The organism is Spirillospora sp. CA-142024, from assembly GCF_050942325.1.
Taxonomy (GTDB): Bacteria; Actinomycetota; Actinomycetes; order Streptosporangiales; family Streptosporangiaceae; genus Spirillospora.
Genome location: NZ_CP192077.1, coordinates 8,414,918 through 8,431,068 on the forward strand (window position 1 = coordinate 8,414,918; position 16,151 = coordinate 8,431,068).

At 70.6% G+C, this 16,151-nt stretch carries 18 protein-coding genes; 11 read left to right on the forward strand and 7 right to left on the reverse strand.

Going from position 1 to position 16,151, the window contains the following annotated elements; genetic code table 11:
* Positions 1–310 precede the first annotated feature (310 nt).
* The gene (locus ACQPZP_RS39760) at positions 311–1,171 is read left to right on the forward strand and encodes a SecDF P1 head subdomain-containing protein (protein WP_433474779.1); all 861 of its coding nucleotides are present in this window, start codon (positions 311–313) and stop codon (positions 1,169–1,171) included.
* 16 nt (positions 1,172–1,187) lie between these two features.
* Here the strand turns inward: ACQPZP_RS39760 and ACQPZP_RS39765 are convergent, their stop codons facing one another.
* A complete protein-coding gene (locus tag ACQPZP_RS39765; RefSeq protein WP_433474780.1) occupies positions 1,188–2,015 on the reverse strand; it encodes a YceI family protein in 828 nt (275 codons plus the stop codon).
* 70 nt (positions 2,016–2,085) lie between these two features.
* Positions 2,086–4,689, reverse strand: a complete 2,604-nt coding sequence (locus ACQPZP_RS39770) for an MFS transporter (protein ID WP_433474781.1) — start codon at positions 4,687–4,689, stop codon at positions 2,086–2,088.
* Between the two features lie 145 nt (positions 4,690–4,834).
* Here ACQPZP_RS39770 and ACQPZP_RS39775 point away from each other — a divergent pair, with 145 nt between their 5' ends.
* The 3 genes from ACQPZP_RS39775 to ACQPZP_RS39785 all read left to right on the forward strand — a co-directional run bounded on the left by ACQPZP_RS39775 (position 4,835) and on the right by ACQPZP_RS39785 (position 8,837).
* A complete protein-coding gene (locus ACQPZP_RS39775; RefSeq protein WP_433474782.1) occupies positions 4,835–5,443 on the forward strand; it encodes a TetR/AcrR family transcriptional regulator in 609 nt (202 codons plus the stop codon).
* Positions 5,444–5,532: 89 nt separating this feature from the next.
* The gene (locus ACQPZP_RS39780) at positions 5,533–8,010 is read left to right on the forward strand and encodes an alpha/beta fold hydrolase (protein WP_433474783.1); all 2,478 of its coding nucleotides are present in this window, start codon (positions 5,533–5,535) and stop codon (positions 8,008–8,010) included.
* A complete protein-coding gene (locus tag ACQPZP_RS39785; protein ID WP_433474784.1) occupies positions 8,007–8,837 on the forward strand; it encodes an ABC transporter permease in 831 nt (276 codons plus the stop codon). Before ACQPZP_RS39780 ends, ACQPZP_RS39785 begins: the two co-directional genes overlap by 4 nt.
* A gap of 276 nt (positions 8,838–9,113) precedes the next feature.
* Here ACQPZP_RS39785 and ACQPZP_RS39790 read toward each other — a convergent pair whose 3' ends face one another.
* The 3 genes from ACQPZP_RS39790 to ACQPZP_RS39800 are packed head-to-tail and all read right to left on the reverse strand — an operon-like array spanning position 9,114 to position 11,262.
* Positions 9,114–9,497: a thioesterase family protein gene (locus ACQPZP_RS39790; protein ID WP_433474785.1), complete on the reverse strand. Its 384-nt coding sequence runs from the start codon at positions 9,495–9,497 to the stop codon at positions 9,114–9,116.
* A gap of 14 nt (positions 9,498–9,511) precedes the next feature.
* Positions 9,512–10,165: a response regulator gene (locus tag ACQPZP_RS39795; RefSeq protein WP_433474786.1), complete on the reverse strand. Its 654-nt coding sequence runs from the start codon at positions 10,163–10,165 to the stop codon at positions 9,512–9,514.
* On the reverse strand, positions 10,162–11,262 hold the full coding sequence (locus tag ACQPZP_RS39800) for a sensor histidine kinase (RefSeq protein ID WP_433474787.1): 1,101 nt from the start codon (positions 11,260–11,262) through the stop codon (positions 10,162–10,164). The genes ACQPZP_RS39795 and ACQPZP_RS39800 overlap by 4 nt, the downstream gene beginning before the upstream one ends.
* 169 nt (positions 11,263–11,431) lie before the next feature.
* Between ACQPZP_RS39800 and ACQPZP_RS39805 the strand changes: the two genes are divergently transcribed.
* Complete coding sequence (locus ACQPZP_RS39805; RefSeq protein WP_433474788.1) at positions 11,432–12,106, forward strand: hypothetical protein; 675 nt, start codon at positions 11,432–11,434, stop codon at positions 12,104–12,106.
* Between the two features lie 4 nt (positions 12,107–12,110).
* Here the strand turns inward: ACQPZP_RS39805 and ACQPZP_RS39810 are convergent, their stop codons facing one another.
* Positions 12,111–12,443, reverse strand: a complete 333-nt coding sequence (locus ACQPZP_RS39810) for an ArsR/SmtB family transcription factor (RefSeq protein ID WP_433474789.1) — start codon at positions 12,441–12,443, stop codon at positions 12,111–12,113.
* A 132-nt stretch (positions 12,444–12,575) separates the two neighbouring features.
* On the opposite strand from ACQPZP_RS39810, the gene ACQPZP_RS39815 reads away from it, so the two are divergent.
* From ACQPZP_RS39815 to ACQPZP_RS39835, 5 genes are all read left to right on the forward strand, one after another.
* Positions 12,576–13,574, forward strand: coding sequence for a zinc-dependent alcohol dehydrogenase family protein (locus ACQPZP_RS39815; RefSeq protein WP_433474790.1), 999 nt, complete (start codon positions 12,576–12,578; stop codon positions 13,572–13,574).
* A 68-nt stretch (positions 13,575–13,642) separates the two neighbouring features.
* On the forward strand, positions 13,643–14,104 hold the full coding sequence (locus tag ACQPZP_RS39820) for a peroxiredoxin (protein ID WP_433474791.1): 462 nt from the start codon (positions 13,643–13,645) through the stop codon (positions 14,102–14,104).
* A gap of 99 nt (positions 14,105–14,203) precedes the next feature.
* Entirely contained in the window at positions 14,204–14,386 is a 183-nt protein-coding gene (locus ACQPZP_RS39825) for a hypothetical protein (RefSeq protein WP_433474792.1), read from the forward strand.
* Entirely contained in the window at positions 14,383–14,643 is a 261-nt protein-coding gene (locus ACQPZP_RS39830) for a hypothetical protein (protein ID WP_433474793.1), read from the forward strand. The genes ACQPZP_RS39825 and ACQPZP_RS39830 overlap by 4 nt, the downstream gene beginning before the upstream one ends.
* A gap of 41 nt (positions 14,644–14,684) precedes the next feature.
* Positions 14,685–14,819 (forward strand): hypothetical protein, encoded by a 135-nt coding sequence (locus tag ACQPZP_RS39835; RefSeq protein ID WP_433474794.1) that lies wholly within the window; start codon positions 14,685–14,687, stop codon positions 14,817–14,819.
* Between the two features lie 58 nt (positions 14,820–14,877).
* Here the strand turns inward: ACQPZP_RS39835 and ACQPZP_RS39840 are convergent, their stop codons facing one another.
* Positions 14,878–15,441, reverse strand: coding sequence for a hypothetical protein (locus ACQPZP_RS39840; RefSeq protein ID WP_433474795.1), 564 nt, complete (start codon positions 15,439–15,441; stop codon positions 14,878–14,880).
* A 192-nt stretch (positions 15,442–15,633) separates the two neighbouring features.
* Here ACQPZP_RS39840 and ACQPZP_RS39845 point away from each other — a divergent pair, with 192 nt between their 5' ends.
* Positions 15,634–16,074, forward strand: coding sequence for a hypothetical protein (locus ACQPZP_RS39845; RefSeq protein ID WP_433474796.1), 441 nt, complete (start codon positions 15,634–15,636; stop codon positions 16,072–16,074).
* The last annotated feature ends 77 nt before the right edge of the window (positions 16,075–16,151 follow it).

Sequence of the window (16,151 nt, forward strand, 5' to 3'; positions counted from 1 at the left end):
GTGGCGGGCGACGGAGGCTTTGTGAACGCCTTGGACGGGACACGATGCGGGCCGGTGTCTCATCCTGAAAGACTGGGGGGATCACGGAGCCGGGGAGGTGACGATGCGGGTCATTCCGCGCCGGAGCAAGGGTCGAACGAGCGATGAGGAGCCCACTCGTCCCCTGACACGGCCCGAGCCCGCGGCCGCCCCGCACCCGCCTGGCACGCCCCCAGCGGTCGACGTCGCCCCGGCCTTCGACAGAACACAGCCCGCCGGCAAGCCACAGCCCTCCGACCGGACGCAGCCTGCCGCCGTTGGAAATCCTGGCATGGCGATGCCATCCGGCAGCGCCATACCGTCCGGCGATGGGGTGCGGGCGGAGCAGGTCGTCGAGGCGGCTCAGCCGTTCTATCCGGCGGGTGGGAGCACCCGGCCGATGGAGGTCGGAAAGGAGCGCGCCGGAGACCCCGCCGAGTCGCTGGAGAGTCCGCGAGAGCGCGGTCCGGCGACGGCCGTCCTGCCCGCCGCGAAGACGCAGCCCCTGGACACGGAGGCGGCGCGCCGGCGGGCGCGGGCGGCCCAACGGCGGCGGGAGGCGGCGGAGGCGAAGCGGAGCCGCGCGGCACGGCGGCAGGGCCGCCCCTACCGGGAGCCCGTCGCGCCGGCGAAGGCCGCGGACCAGCACCGGTCGGCGCTGCTGGTCATGGTGCTCACGCTCGGCGTGCTGATCGCGGCGGTCGCGGTGACCGGCGCGATGATCGCGTCCTCGATGCAGGCACGGCCGGTGACGCTGGCCGCGCCGCTGCACATCTACCCCGTCGCGCAGGCGGCGCCGGGCCAGTGCCCCGCGGGGACGCAGGGGATCACCGGGCAGTCCGCCACCGGGGTGACCTGCTACCGGCTCACCCAGGGGATCGCGATCCACAAGGTCGCCGATCTGCGCGTGCAGAAGTCGCGGGTGAAGCCGGGCGGCTACGACGTGGCCGTCACGCTCCGCCCGGTCGACCGGCGGGCGTTCGCCGGGCTGACGCGCGCGACGGTCGGGCGGGACCTCGCCTTCGTCGTCCGCGACCGGCTGATCACGCTGCCCCGCGTCGACATGGCGATCACGGACGGGAAGGTCGTCGTGACCGGGTCGCCGGACCGGGCCTCGGCGAACACGCTGGTCCGCGAGCTCAAGGGCCGCTAGTCACTCCTGCGGAAAGTCACGCCTGCGGAAGTTCTTCGCCCCGGACGGCCTGGATCTCCAGCTCGACCTTCAGGCTCTCGCCGACCAGTGCGATGCCCGCCTCAAGGATCTGGTTGAAGCGGATGCCGAAGTCGGCGCGGCGGAGCTCGGCGGTGGCGCGGAACGCGGCCCGGACGCCGCCCCACGGGTCCGTGCCGCTGCCGAGATAGGTCATGTCGAGGTCGACCGGGTGCGTGATGCCGTTGAGGGTGAGGCGGCCGTGCACCGTCCAGCGGTCGGGGCCGGCGCCGGTCAGCCCGTCGCTCTCGTAGGTGATGACCGGGTGGACGTCGGCCGTCATGAAGTCGGCGGAGCGCAGGTGGTCGTCGCGCGTCTTGTTGCCGGTGTCGATGGACGCCGCCTCGATGCGCGCCGTGACCGTCGACTCCTCGACCGGTTCGGCGACCTCGATACGGCCTTCGAACGAGGCGAACCGGCCGCGGACGCTCGTCAACCCGAGATGCTGCGCGACGGCGCCGATGATGGAGTGCGCCGGGTCGATCGTCCACGCGCCGGCGGGCGGCAGCTCGACATCGCCCGCCCGGGCCAGCACGATCTTCCCGATGTCCGCGATTCCCGCGCTGGACACGATCAGTGTCGACGCGGCCGGCCGGAAGCCCGGCGCCGTCACGATCACCGTGTACGTGCCGGCGGGCAGCGGGCCGGCGGCGAGCACGCCGTCCTCCCCGGTCTGCTCCCGCGCGACCTGGTCGCCCGTCAGGTCGGTGACCGTGACGATGGCGTGCCGCACCGCCCAGCCGTCCTTCGTCCGCACCGTGCCGTGCAGACCTCGGTTCGCGTCCATCAACGACCCGCACTCCAGGTTCGTGTGTTCGGGGCCGCCGCCGGCGGGCGGCCGGGCTCGCTCGTGTCCGTCACTCGTCCGGGTAGCCGAGTTTCAGGTCGTGGCCGTCCAGCCCGCTGCCCGAAAGCGACAGACCGGTGGCAACCGGAGGATAGCCGGACGCGATCACGGTGTACTGCCCGCCGGTCAGGTCGGTGAACGCGTACTCGCCGTCCGGACCGGTGATCGCCATCGCGACGACGTTGCCGGCGGCGTCCACCAGCGTGACCCGCGCGTCCCCGACCGGTGCGCCGGACTCGTTGCGGACCGTCCCGCGGATCCGGGCGCCTGGCGGCATCTCGATGTCGAGCCGCGCCTGGCCGTTTCCGGTCACGTCCACCGGCATCGCGACGGGGCGGTGCGCGGCGGCGCTGACGGCGAGCGTGTAGGTGCCGGAGACGATGTCCTTGAAGGCGTACTGCCCGGCGGCGTCGGTGCGGCCCGTGCCGACGACGTCGCCGCGCACGTCGGTGACGACGACCATCGCGTTCACGATGGGCGTGCCGTCGGCGCTGCGGACCGTCCCGCCGAGGCCGCCGTTGCCGGCCAGCAGCAGGTCGTACTCGACCGGCCGGCCACCGACGACCAGCGTCGCGGCCTGCGGCTCGTGCTCGCCGGTCGCGGCGATCAGCACGTAGCTTCCGGGGCCGGGCGCCGGCAGCGCGTACCGGCCGTCCTCCCGGGTGATCGCGCGGGCCAGCTGGTGGCCGTCCCCGCCGATGAGGGTGAGCGCCGCGGACGGGACCGGCACGCCGTCGCCGCTCCGGACGACGCCGCGGACGGGAACGCCGCCGCCGGACCCGTTCTGCCCGTCCTGCCCGTTCTGCCGGGCGAGGAGGTGCACCTCGGCGGCCAGGCCGGGGGCGGCCGGGGACGCGCCGTTCGGCGGTTCCGGCCGGGTCGCGGCGGCCATGGCGAGCCGGCCCTCGTCGGCCGGGCCGCCGTCGCGTGCGTGCCTGCCGGCGCCGACCGCGGCGACCGCACCCGTCCGGACGACGGGCGACGGGGGCCGGACGACACCGCTCTCGGCCGGGGCGTCGTCCGCGGGCCCGCCGGCCGGCGGCTCGGCCTTGCCCCGGTGCGCCGAGCCGCGCAGCGGCAGCTCCTTCAGCAGGAGCACCGCGCCGAAGCCGACGAGCGCCACGGGGACGCCGACGAGGAAGACGGTCTCCAGCGAGCTGGTGAACGCGTCCTGGATGATGCCGAGGACCTGCGGCGGCAGCTTCTTGATCTCCGCCGGGGAGCCCAGGTCGGGTCCGCCCCCGCCGGCCGGCATCGGGATGCCCGCCGCACTGAACCCGCTGCTTATCTCGTCCGTCACCCGGTTGGTGAGGATCGCACCGAACGCGGCCACACCCATCGCACCTCCCAGATTGCGGAAGAAGGATACGCCCGATGTGGTCGACGCGAGATCGTTTGGCGCAGAGGCGTTCTGCGCTGCGAGGATGAGGATCTGGAGGCTGAGGCCCATCCCGATGCCGAGGACGGCGAGGTCCGTGCCGATGACGAGCTTCGGTGAGTCCGTGTGCAGCCGCGACAGCAGGAACATGGCGCCAGCGACGCACAGCAGGCCGACCACGGGGAAGAGCTTGTAGCGGCCCGTCCGGGTGACGATCTGCCCGGAGCCGGTGGAGGTGATGAGCATGCCGACGACGAGCGGCAGCGTCATCAGGCCGGACGCCGTCGGGCTCATCCCCTTGACGATCTGCAGGTACTGCGGCATGTAGATCATCACGCCGAACATCGCCATGCCGACGGAGATCGAGACGAACGACGCCAGCACGAACGTCCGGTTGCGGAACAGCCGGGGCGGCAGGATCGGATCGCGGGCGACGCGTTCGGCGACGACCGCGAGAACGAGCAGCAGGGCGGCGACGCCCAGCAGGCCGTAGGTCCACTCGGAGTTCCAGTCGAACTCCGTCCCGCCCATGGACAGCACCAGCATCAGCACCGCGGCGCTGCCGGTGATGGTGAACGCTCCGAACACGTCGATGCGGGTGTCGCGGCGCACCTTCGGCAGCTTCAGCACCTTCTGGATGACCAGGAACGCGACGACCGCGAGCGGGACGCACACGTAGAAGCACCAGCGCCAGCCGAGGCCGTCGGCGTCCACGATGAACCCGCCGAGCAGCGGCCCGGCGACGGTCGAGACGCCGAACACCGCGCCCATGAAGCCGGCGTAGCGGCCGCGCTGCCGGGGTTCGACCACGTCCCCGAGGATGACCTGGGCCAGCGCCGACAGGCCGCCGACGCCGAGGCCCTGGAACGCGCGGGCCGCGATCAGCTGGCCGATGTTCTGCGACAGCCCGGCGCCCACCGAGGCCGCGACGAAGATGATCAGCGCGGTCTGGAACATGAGCTTGCGCCCGGCGATGTCGGACAGCTTGCCCCACAGCGGCGTGGACGCGGTCATGGTCAGCAGTGACGCGCTGGCGACCCAGGACAGCTTGTCCTGGCCGCCGAGGTCGCCGACGATCGTCGGCAGCGCCGTGGCGACGACCGACGTCGAGATCATCGACGTGAGCATCGCCATCATCAGACCGGCGAGGATCTCCAGGATCTGACGGTGCGTGTACTGCGGTCTCGCTTGCTCCGGCGCCGCCGGGCCGTGCGACGCCGCGCTCGCCTGAGCCACCCTGCCCCCATGCGTAGGCGGAATTACCTGTGCTTTACATGTATCTTATGTAGACGCTTGTTTACTTGCAACTCGTCGACCACTCGGCACGGACCGTCACCGATACTGGGCACGGAACGTCGCCGGCGACCGGGGGTTTTGGGGGATGCGGGTCGAGGACGAGACCGAGCGCGCGGTGGAGCGGCGGCCGAAACGCGACCGGGAGGCCACCCGGCGGCGCATCCTGGACGCCGCCCGCGACCTGTTCGGCGAGCACGGCTACGACGGCGTCACCGTCCGCATGATCGCGGCCCGCGCCGAGGCGAACATGGCGCTCGTCAACCGGTACTTCGGCTCCAAGGCGGCGCTGTTCGGCGAGGTGCTGGCCGGCGAGTCGGTGATCCGCGGCGTCATCGCGGGCGATCCCGGGGGGCTGCCGCGCCGGCTCGCCGAGCACTTCGTCCGGCAGATCGACCAGCACGGGGTCACCGCCATGTCCCGGATGCTGGACCGGTCGGTCGGCCATCCCGAGGTAAAGGAGATCCTGCTCCAGTACCTGGAGGACGTGATCGTCCAGCCGATGGTGGCGCAGCTGGAGGGGCCGGACGCCCGCGCCCGGGCGCTGCTCGCGTCCACGATCATCATGGGCGGCGCGCCCGTCCGGCGCCTGCTCGGCCTCGGCGACCTGCGGGCCGCCGACCCTGCCGAGCTCACCGACCGCCTCACCGCCATGTTCACCGCCGCCCTCGCCCCGCCCGTACGCCGCGAGGTGTAACGCGACGGCCCGGCGTACGGCGGCGGGCGCAGCGGAGATCGACTTCAGGTCGGAGCAGGTGGCCGCGCGGCCCGCATAGGGTTCTGACCATGAGGCCGGCGGGCGCGCTCCGGGCGCGGTGGGGCAGGACGGGACGGTCCGCGCGCTGGACCGCGGCGGGGGTCGCGGTCGCGCTGGCGGGCGGTGGCGCGGCCTGGGGCATGACGGCGGGCGGCGCGGCCCGCGTCGAGACGTCCGAGCAGCGCATCGCCGTGGTCGACGGCCCGAAGGACGACCAGCACGTCACGCTCGACACGACGTTCTACCGGCCGGTCGGCCGGGCGAAGGGCCCGGCGGTCCTGCTGGGGCACGGCTTCGGCGGGAGCAAGCGGGACGTGGCGGGCGAGGCGCGCGAACTCGCCCGCGCCGGGTACGCCGTGCTGGCGTGGTCGGCCCGCGGGTTCGGCCGGTCGACCGGGGAGATCGCGCTCAACTCGCCCGACTACGAGGTGAAGGACACCCGGCAGCTGATCGACTGGCTGGCGCGGCGCCCGGACGTCCTGCTCGACGGGCCCGGCGACCCGCGCGTCGGGATGGCGGGCCAGTCCTACGGCGGGGCGATCGCCCTGATGACCGCCGCGTACGACAGGCGCGTGGACGCCATCGCGCCGCAGATCACCTGGAACAGCCTCCCGGGCGCGCTGTTCCCCGACGCCGCGGCCGGTGCGGCGCCCTCGGACGGGGTGTTCAAGAAGCTGTGGGCGGGGTTGTTCTTCACCGGCAGCGCGACCCGGACCGCGTGCGGGCGGTTCCTGCCGTCGGTGTGCGACATGTACCAGGAGATCGCGGAGAAGGGGCGTGCGACCGAGTCGGCGCTCTCGACTCTGCGGCGGTCGAGCCCGGCCTCGGTCGCCGACCGGATCAAGGTGCCGACGCTGCTGGTCCAGGGTCAGGCCGACTCGCTGTTCCCGCTCGACCAGGCCGATGCCAACGCGCGTGCGATCGCCGCGAACGGCGCCCCCGTTTCGGTGGTGTGGTTCCAGGGCGGGCACGACGGCGGCGACCCCGAGACGACACGGGTCGAAGGGCTGGTGCGCGACTTCTTCGACGCACGCCTCATGCGGTCCGAGCCGCCTTCGCCGGACGGTTTCACGGTGACGCGTGCCGGCGGGCTCGACTCGTCCACCCAGGAGGTCGTCGTGGACGAGGCGACGACACGGCGCTATCCGGGGCTTTCCGGCGTGCCCTCGGCGCTGCCGCTGAGCGGCGGCGAGCAGACGATCTTCAACCCGGCCGGCGGGTCGCCCGCGTCGATCTCGGCGCTGCCCGGGCTGGGGGCGCTCGGATCGCTGGGCGGCACCCTGGGCGGGTCCCTGGGCGGCCAGTTGCCGGCGGACATGCCAGGGCAGACCGCCACCTTCGACACACGCCCGCTGGACCATCCGGTGTGGTTGACGGGGGCCGCGACCGTCCGGCTGAAAATCCACGGGGACGGGCCGCTCTTCGCGAAGCTCTACGACGTCGCGCCAGGCGGAACGGCCACTCCCGCGCGGCGGCTCGCGGCGCCGTTCAGGGTGACCGGCGGGGACGAGGTCACGGTGACCCTCCCGGCGATGGACTACCGCTTCGATCGCGGGCATCGGCTGCGTCTGGTCATCGCCACCACGGACATGGGGTTCGCGACCCCGGCCGAGCCCTCGTCGTACAAGGTGCAGGTGGTTTCGCCGCTGACCGTTCCCTCTGTCCCGTCGTTGAAGACGACATCGGCGCCTCTACCCGCATGGGTGTGGGGACTGCCGGTGGCCGGTCTCGCCATCGCGGCCGCGATTCTCCTGCCTTGGCGTCGCAGGCGCGGCGCCGAAACGGACAGCAACGTGCCCCTGGAGATAACGGGCCTGACGAAGGCGTACAAGAACGGGCACCTCGCTGTGGCCGACCTGTCGTTCCGGGTGGAGAAGGGTCAGGTGCTGGGTCTGCTCGGCCCGAACGGCGCTGGGAAGACGACGACCCTGCGCATGCTCATGGGGCTGATCCACCCGGACTCGGGCTCGATCCAGATCTTCGGGCATCGCGTGTACCCCGGTGCACCCGTGCTGTCCCGGCTTGGTTCGTTCGTCGAGGGACCCGGGTTCCTGCCCCACCTCTCCGGCCGCGACAATCTGGATCTGTACTGGCGCGCGACCGGCCGTCCCCAGGACGAAGCCCATCTGGAGGAGGCGCTGCAGATAGCCGACCTGGGGTCGGCGCTGGACCGGGCCGTCCGAACCTACTCGCAGGGGATGCGTCAACGTCTCGCCATAGCGCAGGCCATGCTCGGGCTGCCGGACCTCCTCGTCCTGGACGAGCCGACCAACGGGCTCGATCCGCCGCAGATCCGAGAGATGCGGGAGGTCCTCGTCCGGTACGCGGCGGCCGGGCGGACGGTCATCGTCTCCAGCCACCTGCTGGCCGAGGTCGAGCAGACCTGCACGCACGCCGTCGTCATGGCGGGCGGCCGCCGCGTCGCCGCCGGCCCCGTCGCCGAGATCGTCGGCTCCGGGCGCCGCCTGGAGGACGCGTTCCTGGAGATCATCGGAGAAGGGTCATGACCGCCTACGACGTCCGGCGGACGCTGCCGCTGCGGGTGGAGGCCGTCCGGCAGTTCCGGCGCCGCCGCACACTGGTCGCGTTCGGCATCCTGCTCGTCCTTCCGTGGGTGCTGGTCGCCGCGTTCAAGCTCGGCGGCGACCCGGGGCCGGACGGCGTGCCGAGCCTGGTCGACGTCGCGACGTCCAGTGCGCTCAACTTCGCCCTGTTCGCCCTGTTCGTCTCGACCGGTTTCCTGCTGGTCGTCGCCGTCGCGCTGTTCTGCGGCGACACGGTGGCGAGCGAGGCGGGCTGGTCGTCCCTGCGCTACCTGCTGGCCGCGCCGGTGCCGCGCGCCCGGCTGCTGCGCCAGAAGCTGGTCGTCGCCCTCTCGTACGCGGTCGTCGCGGTCGTCAGCCTGCCGCTGATGTCGCTGGTCGCGGGGACGGCCGGCTTCGGCTGGGGCGACGTCGAGCTGCCGACCGGCGGCACCGTCCCGGTGAGCACCGCGCTCGGCCGGATGGCGATCATCATCGGCTACTCGCTCGTCGCGCAACTCGTCGTCGCCGCGCTGGCGTTCCTGCTCTCGGTGACGACCGACTCTCCGCTGGGCGCGGTCGGCGGAGCGGTCGGGCTCGTCATCGTCAGCAACATCCTGGACGCCGTCACCGCACTCGGCTCCTGGCGCGACTTCCTCCCGACCCACTGGATGTACTCCTGGATGGACGCCCTCCAGCCGGACATCCAGTGGGCGGGCATGGCCAAGGGCGCGGCCATCTCGATCACCTACGCCGCCGTCCTCTTCGCTCTGGCCTTCCGCCGCTTCCGGGCACGCGACATCGTCTCCTGACACGTTCGGCGACCGGATGATCGCGCTGCGTCGATGACGGCTTCCTGAAAATCGGTCGAACCGGCCGTGTTGGTCGCATAAGCTCAGCGAACCTCGTGGACGGCAGGCGCGTCGTACGAGGTAACCACTCGACCTGCGGGTTAAGTCCGGCCCGATGGGGGGAGATGATCACCATGGCCCGGCAGCAGCTCATCAAGCGCCCCAAGCCCCCACGTCAACCGAGCCCTACCGACCTGCGGACGCCTTCGGGCCGTCTCCTGCCGTACTGATCCGGTCTCACCGCTTCGCCCGCGCCAGAAATCTCTCCCGATCCACGACGATCCGCTCGATACGCCCCTTCCCCACCGTCGTGCCGCGCTCGTCGGCGGCCTCGAACCCGAACGCGAGCCGCGGTCCGTCCACTTCCCGCAGTTCGGCCTCGACCGTCACCCGGGCGCCCACCGGGCTGGGCGCCCGATGTTCCAGCTCCACCCGCGTCCCGACCGAGGTCTCACCTTCGCCCAGGTGAGGACCGACCGCCTTGACGGTGGCGGCTTCGGCGAGCGCGAGCAGCCTCGGCGTCCCCAGGACGCCGACGTCTCCGCTCCCCAACGCAGCGGCCGTATCCGTTTCCCCAACCACGATCACCAGTTCCGCCCGCAACCCCGGCTTGAGTTCCATCCACCCATCCTCCTTCAGGGGACGAGGCCGGTCTCGTAGGCGACGATCACCAGCTGGGACCTGTCTCTGGCGTGGAGTTTGGCAAGGAGTCGTCCCACGTAGGTCTTCACGGTCGCCAGGCTGAGGCTCAGGTGTTCGGCTATCTCGCCGTTCGACAGCCCTTTGCCGACCAGCGTGAGCACTTCGCGCTCCCGTTCCGTGACACCGTCGAGCCGCCTTGGCAGGGGACGTCCCGGCTCGGGACGTCGCGCGAACTCCTCGATGAGGCGGCGTGTCACGGTCGGCGCGAGCAACCCTTCACCGGCCGCGACGACGTGGACGGCCGCGAGCAGGTCGGCAGGTGGGGTGTCCTTGAGGAGGAACCCCGCTGCTCCTGCGCGCAGCGCGGCGAAGACGTAAGCGTCCAAGTCGAACATGGTCAGGATGAGGACGCGCACATCCGTGTCGGCACGTATGCGGCGCGTGGCCTCTATGCCGTCCATCACGGGCATGCGCACGTCCATGAGGACGATGTCCGGACGCAGGGACCGGGCAAGCTCAACGGCCTCCGCCCCGTCTGCGGCCTCGCCCACCACGCTCAGACCGGGCGCCGTCTCGATGAGGGCCCGGAAGCTCCCGCGGAGCAGCGCCTGGTCGTCAGCGACGAGAACGCTGATCGATTCGCTCACCTCTGCGCCTTGTACGGGATCGTGGCGCTGATCCTGAACCCTCGCTCTGGCAGCGGCCCCGCTTCGAACCGCCCGCCGTACATGGCGACGCGTTCCCGCATGCCGACCAGCCCGTGCCCGCCCGGTGTCACATCCCCGCCTGGGCCGTTATCGGTGACCTCTATCAGCACCACGCCTCGATCCTCGTGGACGTCCACTCTGCACGTGGCGGGCGCCGCGTGCTTGACGACGTTGGTGACCGCCTCTTGGACGATCCGGTGCACGGCCAGTTCGACGCCCTCGGGGACGTCCATTGCCGAGATGGACAACTCCAGGTGCACACCGGCCGGCTTCACCCTTTCGACCATGTCGGGGAGGCCCGCCAGGGCGGGCGCTGAGAAGCCGTCCGTCTCGTCCCTCAGGACCCCGAGGAGCCTGCGCATCTCTGTGAGCGCCTCCCGGCTCGTGGCCTCGATGACCCGGAGCGCCTCCCGCGCCTCCCCCGGCCGCTCCTCGGCGATGTGGTTGGCGACTCCCGCCTTGACCGCGATGAGGCCCATCCCATGTGTGACGACATCGTGCAGCTCCCGCGCGATGCGCAGCCGTTCGTCGATCACGATCTGATGCTCGCGCTGCCGTTCCAGCCGCTCCGCGTCCGACCTTCGTGAGCGCACCGTCCGTCCGATGACCCACGCGGCCGTGGTCAGCAGGAGGCCTGCCGCCGTCCAGCAGGCCGCGCCGAGGAGGCTCCACCTCGGGTGGACGACCTGTCCGAGCAGGCCCGCAACCGACACCACGCCCAGGCAGTACGCCCGAGCCGGACGGGAATCGCGCCTGACCGTCACCAGGTACAGCCCAAGAGCCACCACGACGAACGGTTCCCACAAGACACCCGCAACCGTGGCGACCCCCGAAATGGCCAGCGCCGCACCCAGCGACCCCATCGGCCACTTGCGGCGGACTGTGAGCACGAGGCCGAGCCCTACTGCAACGAACACAGAGCTGAGGAACCATGGCGCGAAGTCGTCGCGGCCCTTGAGGAGATTGCCGGCGACGAGCACGTCGGCCACGACCACTACGGCGGCGGCCACCACATCGAACACGAACCCACGACGCACGGTCTGAACGCTAATCGAGCTTGTCCACCGCCCACATCAGCCCATTGTGGATCGTCCTGGAGTAGGACGGCGCCAAGGCCGTGCCGTCAGAACGCCCGCCGCAGGATGAAGCGCGATTGTCCACAGCAGCCCGATTTCGCGTTGCCCGAGTTCGGAGACCGTTGTGGGCATGCCCAACACACGCTTGCTCGCCGGCACATCCCTCGTGTTCGGTCCCGCTCTACTGCTTGCCGGGGTTCTCCTCCGCGTGCGCTTCGCGTTCTTCTTCCCGGACCAACTTGCCGCCTACGACGACCATCCGACGCTCATGACCGCGTCTTACAGCGCGTTCGTCGCAGGCACCGTCGCCCTGGCCCCGGGCGTGCTCGCCCTAACCCGCCTCATCGGCACTCAGATGGCCGGCCTTGCAGGGAGCCTTATCACTCTCGGCCTCTTCACCCGGACGTTCCACGCGGGCGCCGACCACATGGCCTTCCAGCTTGTGGACGCACAGGGCCGCATCCCCGCGACCCAAGCAGTGGCGGCCTCCTACCAGGGTTTCCACATCTTCCACTACACGACATTCGCCATCATGCTCGGCTGGCCCTTGCTCGCGTTCGCCGCCTACCGAACCCGCACCCTGGGGCCGGTGAGTTCGGTCGCCCTTGCACTGACCGCCGCTCTCCCCCTCGGCGTCCTCAAGGGCACCACGCCGCTCTCCATAGTCGCGACGGCCGGCCTTTGCCTGGCGTTCGTCCCGCTGGGCTTGCGTCTGCTTTTCGCTGGGCCGCGCCCTGCCATCGTTCGTCTCGCCGCCCTGACCGCCGCGGCCGTGGCCCTGGGGTACGTCTCGTCCCTCGGGTGAGGACTCAGTCCCTTCGCCCGGCCACCACTGCTTGGAGGAGCCCGGGAAATGCTTCGTCGATCTCCTCGCGGCGCAGCGCGTTCATGCGGGAGGTGCCGACGTAGTACTGGCGGATGAGGCCGGCCTCGCGCAGGACGTTGAAGTGATGCGTCGCGGTGGACTTGCTGACCGGCAGGTCGATCGTGCCGCAGCTGAGATCCCGGCCGACGGCGTACAGCTCGCCGACGATCAGGCGGCGCACCGGGTCGACCAGGGCTTCGAGCACCTGCTGAAGGCTGATCTCCCGAACGTCCGGGTGAGGCGGGACGCGCTCCCGCCCGCTGGTCCGCACCGCCATCGCTCGCCACCTCCGGGCTCATGGTACGACACCGATCGAAGTACGATGCTCATCGAAGTTTGACAGCGATCGGACTTTGCGTTTGAGTGGGAGCGGCGGCGCGGCCGTCGCCTGACCGAAAGGACATGCCTGATGGCGAGGACGGTGCGGTTCCACGAAGTCGGAGGACCGGAGGTACTGCGGCTGGAGGATGTGGAGGCGGGCGAACCCGGCCCCGGCGAACTGCTGATCCGGGTGGACGCGATCGGCCTCAACCGCGCCGAGGTCCTCTTCCGCAGCGGACGCTACATCGAGCCGGTCAAGCGGTTCCCCGCCTTGCTCGGCGCCGAGGCGGCGGGCGTCGTCGAGGCCGTCGGCCCGGACGTCACGGACTTCGCGCCCGGCCGGCCGGTCAGCGTGGTCCCCGCCTTCTCGATGAACGACTACGGCGTGTACGCCGACCGCGCGATCGTCCCCGCGGCCGCGGTGCTGCACCGCCCCGACGGCGTCGACGCGATCGAGGGCGCCGCGGTGTGGATGCCGTACCTGACGTCCTATGGAGCCCTTGTCGAGGTCGGAGGGATGCGCGCCGGAGACACGGTCGTGCTCACCGCCGCGTCCAGCAGCGTGGGCCTGGCCGCGATCCGCACGGCGGTGCGCGTCGGAGCACGCCCCATCGCCACCACCCGCACCGGCGCCAAGAAGGACGCGCTGCTCAAGGCGGGAGCGTCGGACGTGATCGTCACCGCCGAGGAGAACCTCGTCGACCGCGTCCGCGACCTGACCGCCGGACGAGGCGCCGAGCTGATCTTCGACGCCGTCGCCGGCCAGGGAGTGATCGACCTGGCGAAGGTCGTCGCCCCAGGCGGCACGCTCCTGGAGTACGGCGCCATGAGCGGCGAGACGACCCCCTATCCGGGATTCGTGCTCGGCATGCCCGCCCTGAACATGCGGACCTACACGCTCCACGAGACGACGACCGACCCGGAACGGCTGCGCCGCGCCGCCGCGTTCGTCTCCTCGGGCCTGGCCACCGGCGCCTTCGAACCCGCCATCGACCGGACCTTCCCCCTGGACGAGATCGTCGAGGCCCACCGCCATATCGAATCGGGCACCCAGGTGGGCAAGGTCGTCGTCACCGTCGACCACTGACGCCTCACCCGCCTCCGGACCGCCTAGGCTCGTCGCACCGGCAACCCCAAGCTGAGGAGCCCCCGCGCATGGCACCCGAGGTCGGAACCGAGGCCCCTGACTTCACGTTGAAGGACCAGAACAACCAGGAGGTAACGCTCTCGTCCTTCCGCGGGGCACGCAATGTGCTCGTGGTCTTCTACCCGTTCGCCTTCTCCGGCATTTGCACCGGTGAACTCTGCGCCGTCCGGGACGACATCGGCAGCTTCCAGAACGAGAACGTCCAGATCCTCGGCGTCTCCGTCGATCACGTGTTCTCACTGAAGGCGTGGTCCAATGACGAGGGCTACCGGTTCCCACTGCTTTCCGACTTCTGGCCGCACGGCGCGGTTGCCAAGGACTACGGCGTCTTCAACGCCGACCGAGGCATGGCCGTACGCGGCACTTTCCTGGTCGACAAGTCCGGGACCCTTCGTTTCACCGAGGTGAACTCCCCCGGCGAGGCCCGCGACCAGGAGACATGGAAGCAGGCACTCGCCACCCTCCCCTGACCGCCGATACGGCGGCGAGACCGAAATGCCCGGCGGGGACAGCACACAATTCCGGCAGTCAAAAGTCTTTGTGCGCCGGGTCCATCGCTGGAGCAGGCGGTGGCCGAGTACGGACCGTTCCCGATCGGGTCGGCCGCGCGCCTGGGCGCCGGCCTGGTCGTGGGGCTGGCCGCGATCCACCGGGCCGGTCTGGTGCACCGCGACCTCAAGCCCGGCAACCTGCTGATCGCCCCGACGGCCCCCGCGTCATCGACTTCGGTATCTCCCGCGCGCTCGACGTGACCTCGGCCACCGCGACCGGCGCGGTCATCGGGACTCCCGCCTACATGTCTCCCGAGCAGATCCTCGGCGAGCCCCACATCGGCCCTGCCAGCGACGTGTTCTCCCTCGGTTCGGTTTTGGCCTTCACCACGGAGCGCGCCCGCGGCCTCGCGCTGCTGAGCGAACTGGTCCGTGACAGCACACTCGACCAGCACGAGCGTCTGAACGGGGCGGAAAACGCAGCGGCACTGGACCGCGTCACGGCCTCGCGCTGCTGACCGAGATCGCCCGCGACACCGCGTTGGACAACTCCGAGCGCTTGGGCGCGGTCCAGGACGCCGCCGAACTGGACCGCGACCACGGCATTGTGCTGCTGACCGAGGTCGCCGACGACCCCACCCTGGACGATTTCGAACGCCGGAAGGCCGCAGAGGACGCAGACCGCCTCCGCTGAGCCTCCGTCGGCTACAAATACGAAGCGGTGCCGTCCGGCATGGGGTGAGCAGTTCGGTTCACTGGCCCACGACGGCGATGGCGGCGGCCACCCATGGGATCGGAGGGAGCCCGGAACCCGGCTCCTCCGCAGCTTCGCTAAGGCGTTCCGCATCGGTCGGCGAGTTCACCAGGCCGTGGGAGTTGAGTTGCAGTCCAAGCGTGCCGTGAGCCCAGGAAGCAACCTCGCCGTAGCACAGCCAGCTATGGAAGCCGCAGGCCTCAATGCCGATGAGTTCATAACCGAGCACGTGGAGCTGGGCAGGCCAGGGTGTTCGTACATGCTCGTTAAGGCAGAGTTGATCGGTGTCCAGGGTCAACCGGAGCCCGATCACGTCATCAGCGTCACGCTCATGAACACCCATCGCCATCACCCGCGCCGTGGGCTCGGTCGTGTGCCGGGTCAGCGCGGCAGCCGCTTCGGCCGATGCGAACCAGGTGTCGTCGTCGGGCACCGGGTCGACCAGATGATCGCTCATGGTCAGAACCCGAGGCGGTAGCAGCGGACCGTCCCTCGGCGCGGGCACGATCCATGGCGGCACGGCCCGATAGCCCACCAGCAGCAGACCCTCCTCGTTCCTCATGCCGGCGATTCTGATGCACCCGCGAGACACCAGGCACGTGATTTTCCAGCCTCCGCCAGGACACCGGGCACTGAGCACCGAACGGAGAGCCACCCGTCCGGAGTCAATGCGGCCGGAGGCGGTCGGCGGGTTCTCCCTAAGGTGTCCGGACTCTATGATCATCGCAATTCAGGGCGAGTTCGAGGGGATTTCATGGCGGCGCAAGACAAGCTCCGGGGTCATTTAAGCGCTGATATGCAGGACGAGGAGACGATCAACGTTGTGGTCGTCGCGCAACTCAAACGAGGAATGAAGCAGCACTTGGGCAAGAATCTGGCGGCCGGCCTGGCCACGGGACTGGTGACGACGGCGGCCACAGGGGGTGCCGGGCTGTTCGTCTTCGCCTCCATGCCGGCGGTGTGGGTCGTGGTGACCTCTCAGCGGGTCCTGATGTACGCCAAGACCAGCAGCGCCTCCAAGCCTGGCAAGCTGGTGTTCGAGGCGCCCCGTAAGGCCCTCACCGCCAGAATGAAGTCCAGGCTGCTCACTCAGGTCGTCATCGCCGATCGCGGCGACGGCCAATCACTGGCCCGCCTGAACCTGGGGGTCAGGAGAAAGGCCGCCAACAGCATCGTCGTTTCCGTCGAACATTGACCGGCGCCACCCTGAGATAGCGGTCATGGGGCACGGCGAGTGGCGTCCACGCAGGTGAGGGCCGGCCGGCTCAGGAG

Excerpts from the sequence above, each read along its gene's own strand:
- ACQPZP_RS39760 (WP_433474779.1), top strand. The coding sequence starts at position 311 with ATGGCGATGCCATCCGGCAGCGCCATACCGTCCGGCGATGGGGTGCGG.
- ACQPZP_RS39765 (WP_433474780.1), bottom strand. The coding sequence starts at position 2,015 with ATGGACGCGAACCGAGGTCTGCACGGCACGGTGCGGACGAAGGACGGC.
- ACQPZP_RS39775 (WP_433474782.1), top strand. The coding sequence starts at position 4,835 with ATGCGGGTCGAGGACGAGACCGAGCGCGCGGTGGAGCGGCGGCCGAAA.
- ACQPZP_RS39780 (WP_433474783.1), top strand. The coding sequence starts at position 5,533 with ATGAGGCCGGCGGGCGCGCTCCGGGCGCGGTGGGGCAGGACGGGACGG.
- ACQPZP_RS39785 (WP_433474784.1), top strand. The coding sequence starts at position 8,007 with ATGACCGCCTACGACGTCCGGCGGACGCTGCCGCTGCGGGTGGAGGCC.
- ACQPZP_RS39790 (WP_433474785.1), bottom strand. The coding sequence starts at position 9,497 with ATGGAACTCAAGCCGGGGTTGCGGGCGGAACTGGTGATCGTGGTTGGG.
- ACQPZP_RS39805 (WP_433474788.1), top strand. The coding sequence starts at position 11,432 with ATGCCCAACACACGCTTGCTCGCCGGCACATCCCTCGTGTTCGGTCCC.
- ACQPZP_RS39810 (WP_433474789.1), bottom strand. The coding sequence starts at position 12,443 with ATGGCGGTGCGGACCAGCGGGCGGGAGCGCGTCCCGCCTCACCCGGAC.
- ACQPZP_RS39815 (WP_433474790.1), top strand. The coding sequence starts at position 12,576 with ATGGCGAGGACGGTGCGGTTCCACGAAGTCGGAGGACCGGAGGTACTG.
- ACQPZP_RS39820 (WP_433474791.1), top strand. The coding sequence starts at position 13,643 with ATGGCACCCGAGGTCGGAACCGAGGCCCCTGACTTCACGTTGAAGGAC.
- ACQPZP_RS39840 (WP_433474795.1), bottom strand. The coding sequence starts at position 15,441 with ATGAGGAACGAGGAGGGTCTGCTGCTGGTGGGCTATCGGGCCGTGCCG.
- ACQPZP_RS39845 (WP_433474796.1), top strand. The coding sequence starts at position 15,634 with ATGGCGGCGCAAGACAAGCTCCGGGGTCATTTAAGCGCTGATATGCAG.